Origin of the sequence: Candidatus Karelsulcia muelleri, from assembly GCF_002243425.1 — a bacterium.
GTDB lineage: Bacteria > Bacteroidota > Bacteroidia > Flavobacteriales > Blattabacteriaceae > Karelsulcia > Karelsulcia muelleri_E.
Genome location: NZ_CP021172.1, coordinates 57,058 through 65,000, shown reverse-complemented (window position 1 = coordinate 65,000; position 7,943 = coordinate 57,058). Strand labels below are relative to the sequence as shown.

General features: G+C 31.3%; 7 protein-coding genes, 7 tRNA genes, 2 rRNA genes and 1 pseudogene (1 of these 17 running past the window's edge). 12 read left to right on the top strand and 5 right to left on the bottom strand.

Going from position 1 to position 7,943, the window contains the following annotated elements:
- The 5 genes from CA211_RS00325 to CA211_RS01225 all read right to left on the bottom strand — a co-directional run.
- Window positions 1-1,245, bottom strand: a 23S ribosomal RNA gene (locus CA211_RS00325) (it extends 1,625 nt beyond the left edge of the window).
- Window positions 1,246-1,272: 27 nt separating this feature from the next.
- Window positions 1,273-1,346: transfer RNA gene (locus CA211_RS00320), tRNA-Ala, on the bottom strand.
- Window positions 1,347-1,360: 14 nt separating this feature from the next.
- Window positions 1,361-1,434 (bottom strand) — tRNA-Ile (locus CA211_RS00315).
- 116 nt (window positions 1,435-1,550) lie between these two features.
- A 16S ribosomal RNA gene (locus CA211_RS00310) occupies window positions 1,551-3,094 on the bottom strand.
- The 16S and 23S rRNA genes sit together here with 2 tRNA genes alongside, the layout of an rRNA operon.
- The gene (locus CA211_RS01225) at window positions 3,094-3,264 is read right to left on the bottom strand and encodes a hypothetical protein (RefSeq protein WP_192940297.1); all 171 of its coding nucleotides are present in this window, start codon (window positions 3,262-3,264) and stop codon (window positions 3,094-3,096) included. Before CA211_RS01225 ends, CA211_RS00310 begins: the two co-directional genes overlap by 1 nt.
- Window positions 3,265-3,355: 91 nt before the next feature.
- On the opposite strand from CA211_RS01225, the gene CA211_RS00305 reads away from it, so the two are divergent.
- The 12 genes and pseudogenes from CA211_RS00305 to rplL all read left to right on the top strand — a co-directional run bounded on the left by CA211_RS00305 (window position 3,356) and on the right by rplL (window position 7,941).
- On the top strand, window positions 3,356-3,775 hold the full coding sequence (locus CA211_RS00305) for a SufE family protein (RefSeq protein WP_094248507.1): 420 nt from the start codon (window positions 3,356-3,358) through the stop codon (window positions 3,773-3,775).
- A gap of 424 nt (window positions 3,776-4,199) precedes the next feature.
- Window positions 4,200-4,273 (top strand) — tRNA-Thr (locus tag CA211_RS00300).
- A gap of 14 nt (window positions 4,274-4,287) precedes the next feature.
- Window positions 4,288-4,370: transfer RNA gene (locus tag CA211_RS00295), tRNA-Tyr, on the top strand.
- Window positions 4,371-4,378: 8 nt separating this feature from the next.
- Window positions 4,379-4,451: transfer RNA gene (locus CA211_RS00290), tRNA-Gly, on the top strand.
- Window positions 4,452-4,494: 43 nt separating this feature from the next.
- Window positions 4,495-4,567, top strand: a tRNA-Thr gene (locus CA211_RS00285).
- Between the two features lie 26 nt (window positions 4,568-4,593).
- Window positions 4,594-5,781, top strand: a complete 1,188-nt coding sequence (gene tuf, locus CA211_RS00280; RefSeq protein WP_094248506.1) for an elongation factor Tu — start codon at window positions 4,594-4,596, stop codon at window positions 5,779-5,781.
- Between the two features lie 5 nt (window positions 5,782-5,786).
- A tRNA-Trp gene (locus tag CA211_RS00275) sits at window positions 5,787-5,861 on the top strand.
- 22 nt (window positions 5,862-5,883) lie between these two features.
- Window positions 5,884-6,009 (top strand): hypothetical protein, encoded by a 126-nt coding sequence (locus CA211_RS01250; protein WP_262482316.1) that lies wholly within the window; start codon window positions 5,884-5,886, stop codon window positions 6,007-6,009.
- Complete coding sequence (rplK, locus tag CA211_RS00270; protein WP_094248505.1) at window positions 6,003-6,431, top strand: 50S ribosomal protein L11; 429 nt, start codon at window positions 6,003-6,005, stop codon at window positions 6,429-6,431. The genes CA211_RS01250 and rplK overlap by 7 nt, the downstream gene beginning before the upstream one ends.
- The gene (gene rplA, locus CA211_RS00265) at window positions 6,428-7,069 is read left to right on the top strand and encodes a 50S ribosomal protein L1 (RefSeq protein ID WP_094248504.1); all 642 of its coding nucleotides are present in this window, start codon (window positions 6,428-6,430) and stop codon (window positions 7,067-7,069) included. The genes rplK and rplA overlap by 4 nt, the downstream gene beginning before the upstream one ends.
- Window positions 7,066-7,479 (top strand): annotated as a pseudogene (rplJ, locus tag CA211_RS01260) (50S ribosomal protein L10); the annotation flags it as partial. The gene rplA and the pseudogene rplJ, both read left to right, overlap by 4 nt.
- Window positions 7,480-7,533: 54 nt before the next feature.
- Complete coding sequence (gene rplL, locus CA211_RS01255; protein WP_192940299.1) at window positions 7,534-7,941, top strand: 50S ribosomal protein L7/L12; 408 nt, start codon at window positions 7,534-7,536, stop codon at window positions 7,939-7,941.
- The last annotated feature ends 2 nt before the right edge of the window (window positions 7,942-7,943 follow it).

The following is a 7,943-nucleotide window of genomic DNA, read 5'->3' as shown; positions in this document are numbered from 1 at the left end:
TTTGTAATCACTCCACTATATTTAGCAATATAGCTTCTATGTTCTTACAATGCTCCCCTACCGATTTGTTTTATCCCATAGCTTCGGCTATATACTTATGCCCGATTATTATCCATGCTCAATCACTAAACTAGTGAGCTGTTACGCACTCTTTAAATGAATAGCTGCTTCCAGGCTAACATCCTAGCTATCTACGTCAATGAACTACGTTTATTCAACTTAGTATATACTTTGGGGCCTTAGCTGTTGGTCTGGGTTGTTCCCCTCTCGGATATGGATCTTAGCACCCATGCCCTCACTACTGTGAAACATATTACAGCATTCGGAGTTTGTCAAGAATTGGTAGACGATGAAGTCCCCTCATCCAATCAGTAGCTCTACCTCTATAATATTTTAACACAATGCTGCACCCAAATGCATTTCGGGGAGTACGAGCTATCTCCGAGTTTGATTAGCCTTTCACTCCTACCCACAGATCATCCGAAAACTTTTCAACGTTTACCAGTTCGGTCCTCCACTATGTGTTACCATAGCTTCAACCTGTCCATAGGTAGATCACCCGGATTCGCGTCTAATTCTACCGACTATCGCATATTTAATACTTGCTTTCGCTACGGCTACATAACTTCATTATTTAACCTTGCCAATAAAATTAACTCGTAGGTTCATTATGCAAAAGGCACGTCGTTACTTTTTTAAGCTCCGACTGCTTGTAAGTGTATGGTTTCAGGATCTATTTCACTCTTCTATTAGAAGTTCTTTTCACCTTTCCCTCACGGTACTAGTTCACTATCGGTCTCTGAGAAGTATTTAGCCTTGCCAGATGGTCCCGGCAGATTCAAACAGAATTTCACGTGTTCCGTTTTACTCAGGATCCTAATATGTTCTCTATTATAATTAATAGACAGGCCTATAACCTTCTATGGATATTTTTTCCAAAATATTCTATTTTTTAATAAAATAATCAATCTATTAGTCCTACAACACTATTAATAGTTTGGGCTCTTCTGGTTTCGCTCGCCGCTACTAACAGAATCACTTTTGTTTTTTTTTCCTCTGGTTACTTAGATGTTTCAGTTCTACAGGTTACCTTCAAAATTAATGAAAATGAATATAAATATTCAGCAAGTTCCCCCATTCGGAAATTCGCAAATAAATTTATTATCTGCAACTTATCGCAGTTCAAACGTCCTTCATCGTCTCTCAGAGCCAAGGCATCCACCATATACTCTTATTTGCTTATTACGTAAAATTATACTTTTTTTTTATAAGTGGAGGATATCGGGTTCGAACCGATGACCTTCTGATTGCAAAACAGATACTCTTCCCAACTGAGCTAATCCCCCTACTAACAGATAAGTAGTCTCGTGTGGATTTGAACCGCAGACCTCTACATTATCAGTGTAGCGCTCTAACCAACTGAGCTACGAGACTTTAAAAGCCTCAATCTTTACATACATAATTTAACAAGCATTTAACAATACATTTTAAGCATTTAACAATACATTTTAAGCATTTAACTTTTTTTAAAAAAGGTATTTTAATCTAAAAACAGAAATGTTCCAGCCACACCTTCCGATACGGCTACCTTGTTACGACTTAGCCCCAGTTATTAGCCTTACCTTAGTAAGCTCCTTTTACGGACACCAACTTTAGGTACTTCCAACTTCCATGGCTTGACGGGCGGTGTGTACAAGGCCCGGGAACATATTCACCGCAACATAGCTGATATGCGATTACTAGCGATTCCAGCTTCATAGAGTCGAGTTTCAGACTCCAATCCGAACTTAGATCAGTTTTATCGATTTGCTCCTGGTCACCCAGTCGCTCCCTTTTGTACTGACCATTGTAGCACGTGTGTGGCCCAAGACGTAAGGGCCGTGATGATTTGACGTCGTCCCCACCTTCCTCTCGGCTTGCGCCGGCAGTCTTATTAGAGTCCCCGACACTACTCGATGGCAACTAATAATAAGGGTTGCGCTCGTTTAAGGACTTAACCTTACACCTCACAGCACGAGCTGACGACAACCATGCAGCACCTTGTACTCCGTCGTTAGACTAAATTGTTTCCAATTTATTCGTAGTACATTTAAGTCTTGGTAAGGTTCCTCGTGTATTATCGAATTAAACCACATGCTCCACCGCTTGTGCAGGCCCCCGTCAATTCCTTTGAGTTTCAACCTTGCGGTCGTACTCCTCAGGTGGATCACTTAACACTTTCGCTTCACCACTGAATTACAACGTACAAAACCCAATAGTTAGTGATCATCGTTTACAGCATGGACTACCAGGGTATCTAATCCTGTTTGCTCCCCAAGCTTTCGTGCACTCAGCGTCAGTGTAGGCTTAGTAACTTGCTTTCGCTATTGGTGTTCTGTGTGATATCTACGCATTTCACCGCTACACCACACATTCCAGCTACTCCAAACTAACTCTAGTTTCTCAGTATCAATAGCAATTTTAAAGTTAAGCTTTAAGATTTCACTACTGACTTAAAAAACCGCCTACGCACCCTTTAAACCCAATAAATCCGGATAACGCTTGTATCCTCTGTATTACCGCTGCTGCTGGCACAGAGTTTGCCGATACTTATTCGTATATTACCTTCAATTATTTCTATAATTAGAATTTTTTATTCATATACAAAAGCAGTTTACAACCAATAAGGCTTTCATCCTGCACGCTGAGTGGCTGGTTCAGAGTTTCCTCCATTGACCAATATTCCTCACTGCTGCCTCCCGTAGAAGTTTGGTCCGTGTCTCAGTACCAATGTGGGGGAACGCCCCTCTCAGGCCCCCTACCAATCATAGTCTTGGTAAGCCATTACCTTACCAACTAACTAATTGGACATACGCCTATTTTATGCCATAATAAAACTTTAACAATCTTTCTTTAGAAAAAATTGTATTATGAGGTATTAATCCAAGTTTCCTCAGGCTATCCCTCAGCATAATGAAAGTTACGTATGTATTACTCACCCGTTTGCCGGTCGCCAAAAAGACATAAGTTAATATTCTTTTTGCTGCCCCTCGACTTGCATGTGTTAAGCCCTCAGCTAGCGTTTATCCTGAGCAAGGATCAAACTCTTAATTGTTATTTGTTTAAACCTCCAAAATTAATACCTTTTTCAAAAAATTTACTTTTTTTATTACTTTGTTTTTCACTTTTAAAAATTAATATATTATTAATAATATAATTTAATATATTTTTTTTTAAAATAAAAATTATTAAAAAGACATTATTTCTGTTAATTCTAACTTTCAAAAAAGAAATAAACGAAATCTTCGTAATAATTAGCCTATAGAGATGAAAATTGGTTATTTAATGAATTGAAATATCCTTTAATAAAGAAAGAATGAATTTTTTATTAAAAAAAGAAAAAAAAATAATTACAAAATTTTTGGTTTTAGAATCTTTAGAAGAAAAATCTTTTTTTTTAATAAAAATAGGTAAACTTCTACCTTTATTAAAGAAAAAATATCTTATTGATAAATATCTAATAAATAATTGTCAATCTAAAATTTGGTTCAAATTAAATCATAAAAATAATAAATTAATTATTAAAGCATATACTGAAGCTTTAATTCCAAGAGGTTTATTATTTTTAATAACACGTATATTCTCTAATTCACATACTAAAGATGTATTAAATTATAATTATTATCCTTTTATTAAAAAAATTGGTTTAAATTTTGTTTTATCACCATTAAGATCTAACGGATTATTAATCATTCTTAATAAAATTAAGTTTTATGTATTAAAAAATTTAATTTAATCTTTCTATATATTTAATTTATTAAAAAAATACTTCCAATTGTTCTTTACTTAAAAGATTGAAAAAATAAGAAAGGCTACCCTACATTTGTTCCTAACAAATATCATTACCCATCCTCTCTTCTTATAAGACATTTATTATATAATTTTATTAATTTTATTTTAATATTATATTACATATATATTATTTTATATTTTTAATAAAGTAAATTTTCTTAAAAAACATATTCTAATAATAGGGTCTTATTACTATTCGGTATAATTTTACGTCTATGTCTTTTTATGACAATTTATATCTAACGCAATCTTTATCTCCAGATTATCCATTTGTGAAGCAATTGATTTTTTCATAATGGAGGACCAACTCATTGAAATCTTGCTTTCCGTTCTAGTTTTTTTTTAATATATGTATATTTATTGTGTAAGCCGATGTAGCTTAGTAGGTTATAGCACGTGATTTGTAATCTCGAGGTCGGGGGTTCGAATCCCTTCATCGGCTCCCGTTAAATATGGGGGAAGATACTCAAGTGGTTAACGAGAACAGACTGTAAATCTGTTGGTTTTTACCTTCGTAGGTTCGAATCCTACTCTTCCCACAATAAATGCGGAAATAGCTCAGTTGGTAGAGTATCAGCCTTCCAAGTTGATTGTCGCGGGTTCAAATCCCGTTTTCCGCTCAGTTGGTTAAAGAGGTCACAATCCCGTTTTACGCTCAAGTAAGCCGATGTAGCTCAGTTGGTAGAGTTCTTTCTTGGTAAGAAAGAGGTCACGGGTTCAAATCCCGTCATTGGCTCTATAAATTATATAATTTAAAAAAATATGGCAAAAGAAATATTTATACGTGAGAAACCTCATTTAAATATAGGTACAATAGGTCATGTAGATCACGGAAAAACAACTTTAACTGCTTCAATAACAAAAGTTTTAGCTAAAAAAGGACTTGCAGTAGCAAAAGAATTTAGTTCAATTGATAATGCTCCTGAAGAAAAGGAAAGAGGGATTACAATAAATACTTCACATGTAGAATATCAAACTGAAATTCGCCATTACGCACATGTTGATTGTCCTGGACATGCTGATTATGTAAAAAATATGGTTACAGGTGCAGCTCAAATGGATGGAGCAATTTTAGTAGTTGCGGCAACAGATGGACCAATGCCACAAACAAGAGAACATATTTTATTAGCTCGTCAAGTAGGAGTACCTAATTTAGTGGTATTTATGAATAAAGTTGATCAAGTGGATGATAAAGAAATCTTAGAATTAGTAGAAATTGAAATAAGGGAATTATTATCAAAATATGAATATGATGGAGAAAATATACCAATAATACAAGGTTCTGCTTTAGGAGCGTTAAATGGAGAAAAAAAATGGGAAAAACAAATTGAAACACTTATGAAGACTGTAGATAATTATATTAAAGAGCCTATAAGAGATATAGATAAACCATTTTTAATGCCTATTGAAGATGTGTTTACTATTACAGGACGTGGAACTGTAGCCACAGGACGTATTGAAACAGGTACTATAAATACAGGGGATTCTATAGATATAATAGGAATGGGAATAGATAAACTTAATTCTATAGTTACAGGAGTAGAAATGTTTAGAAAAATTCTAGATAAAGGACAAGCTGGAGATAATGTAGGCTTATTATTAAGAGGAATAGAAAAAAAAGATATCCGTCGTGGAATGGTAATATCAAAACCTGGATATATAACTCCTCATAAAAAATTTAATGCTCAAATATATATTCTTAAGAAAGAAGAAGGGGGACGTCATACTCCATTTCATAATAAATATAAACCTCAATTTTATTTAAGAACTACAGATGTAACAGGCACTATTTATTTATTAAATAATATAGAAATTGTAATGCCAGGAGATAATATTTCGGTAGACGTAGAACTTTTACAACCAGTTGCAATAAGTGAGGGATTACGTTTTGCTTTACGTGAAGGGGGACGTACTGTTGGAGCAGGACAAGTAATTAAAATAATTGAATAAATATTACGGGTGTAGCTCAGTAAGGTTAGAGCATTGGTCTCCAAAACCAAAGGTCGTAAGTTCGATTCTTACCACCCGTGCTAATATTAGAATTTGTATAAAATGTATAAAATAAAATATGATATTATATATATAATAATAATTAGTATAATACTATCAATAATTATCTTATTTTTAGATAAGATATCATTTTTTATAATTAAAAAAATATTTAAAAACCAATGTTAAAAACTATAAAAAAAATAATAAAATTACAAATAAAAGGTGGACTAGCAAATCCAGCTCCTCCTATAGGACCAGCTTTAGGAGCTGCTGGTGTAAAGATAATGGATTTTTGTAAACAATATAATTTTAGTACACAAAAAAGTAAAGGAAAACTGTTACCAGTTATTATAACTATATATAATGATAAAAGTTTTTCTTTTATAATAAAAGAACCTCCAGTATCTAAACAATTATTAGAATTATGTAAAATTGATAAAGGTTCAAAAGAATCAAATAAAATTAAAGTAGGAAAAATAACTTTGGCTAAAATAGAGAGTATTGCAAAAAATAAAATTATAGATATGAATTGTTTTAATATAAAATCTGCTATTTCTATGGTAGCTGGCACAGCTAGATCAATGGGTATTGAAATATTAGAAATATGAAAAAAATATACAGCTTAAATGAAGCATCAAAAATAGTAACACAACAAATAATTACAAAATTTGATTCTACTGTTGATATTGCAATATGTCTAGGTATTGATACCAAAATTCCTAATCAATTTATACGTGGAACAGTAAATTTACCATATGGTTCTGGAAAGAATATTCGTGTTTTAGCTTTAATTCCTAAAGAAAGAGAAAAAGAAATAAAAAATTCAGGAGCAGATTTTATAGGATTAAATAAATATATAAATAAAATAAAAAATGGTTGGTTAAAATTTGATGTTATAGTAACAATACCATCAGTAATGATAAAATTGGGGGAATTAGGAAAAAGATTAGGTCCTAGAGGTTTAATGCCTAATCCAAAAACTGGAACAGTAACTCAAAATCCAAATAGATCTATAAGAGAAATAAAGTCTGGAAAAATAGAATTTAAAATGGATAAATATGGTATAATACATACTGCAATTGGTAAAGTTTCATTTGGGTTTGAAAAAATAAAAAAAAATATTTTAGAATTAATTAATGTTTTAAACAAATTAAAACCGCCAACTTCAGAAGGTGTTTTCATAAAAAGAATATATATTTCTAGTACTATGGGACCAAGTATATCAGTAAATACACAAGATTTATGAAAAAAAATAAATTAATATCAAGTTATATAAATATAATTAATAATAACAACTGTATTTATTTAGTTGATTTATCAGAGTTAACTTATGATAAAGTTTCTGATTTTAGAAAAAAATGTTATGAAAAAGATATAAAATTAAAATTTATAAAAAATACATTATTTAAAAAAGCAATACAGAATTCAAATTATAAAGAATTGAGTACAGTGATAAAAGGACAAACTGCTTTAATGGCATCTAATACAGAGAAAAATATAGCAAATACAGCAATTATTATAAATAATTTTAAAAAATTATATTCTTTAAAGAAAGAATATTTAAAAGCAGCTTATATAGAAAATAAGTTATATTTAGGGGATAGATCATTAAATGATTTAATCAATCTTAAATCAAAGAATGATCTATTAATAGAAATCTTTTTTTTAATAAAAAAAAATATAATTAATATTATAAAAAATTTAAAAACCATGAAAGAAATAAAAGAGATCAAAAATACAGATACAGCTAAAATAGCAAATTTAGCAAAAGAATTAGTAAATTTAACTGTGACAGAAGTTAATGAATTAACAATTATTTTGAAAAAAGATTATGGATTAGAATCTGATAATTCTGTCAAAAAGATAACAGAAACCGATTCTATAAATCAAGAACAAAAAAAAGAAAATAGAAAATATAATGTGATTCTTAAATCATCAGGCCCCTCAAAACTAGCAGTAGTTAAATTAATAAAAGAAATTACTGGAAGAGGACTTAAAGATTCTAAAGAATTAGTAGATTCTGTTCCAACAACTATAAAAGAATCTCTAAATAAAGAAGAAGCAGAATTATTTAAGAAAAAATTTGAAGAAATAGGTGCTGAAATTGAATTATTTTAATT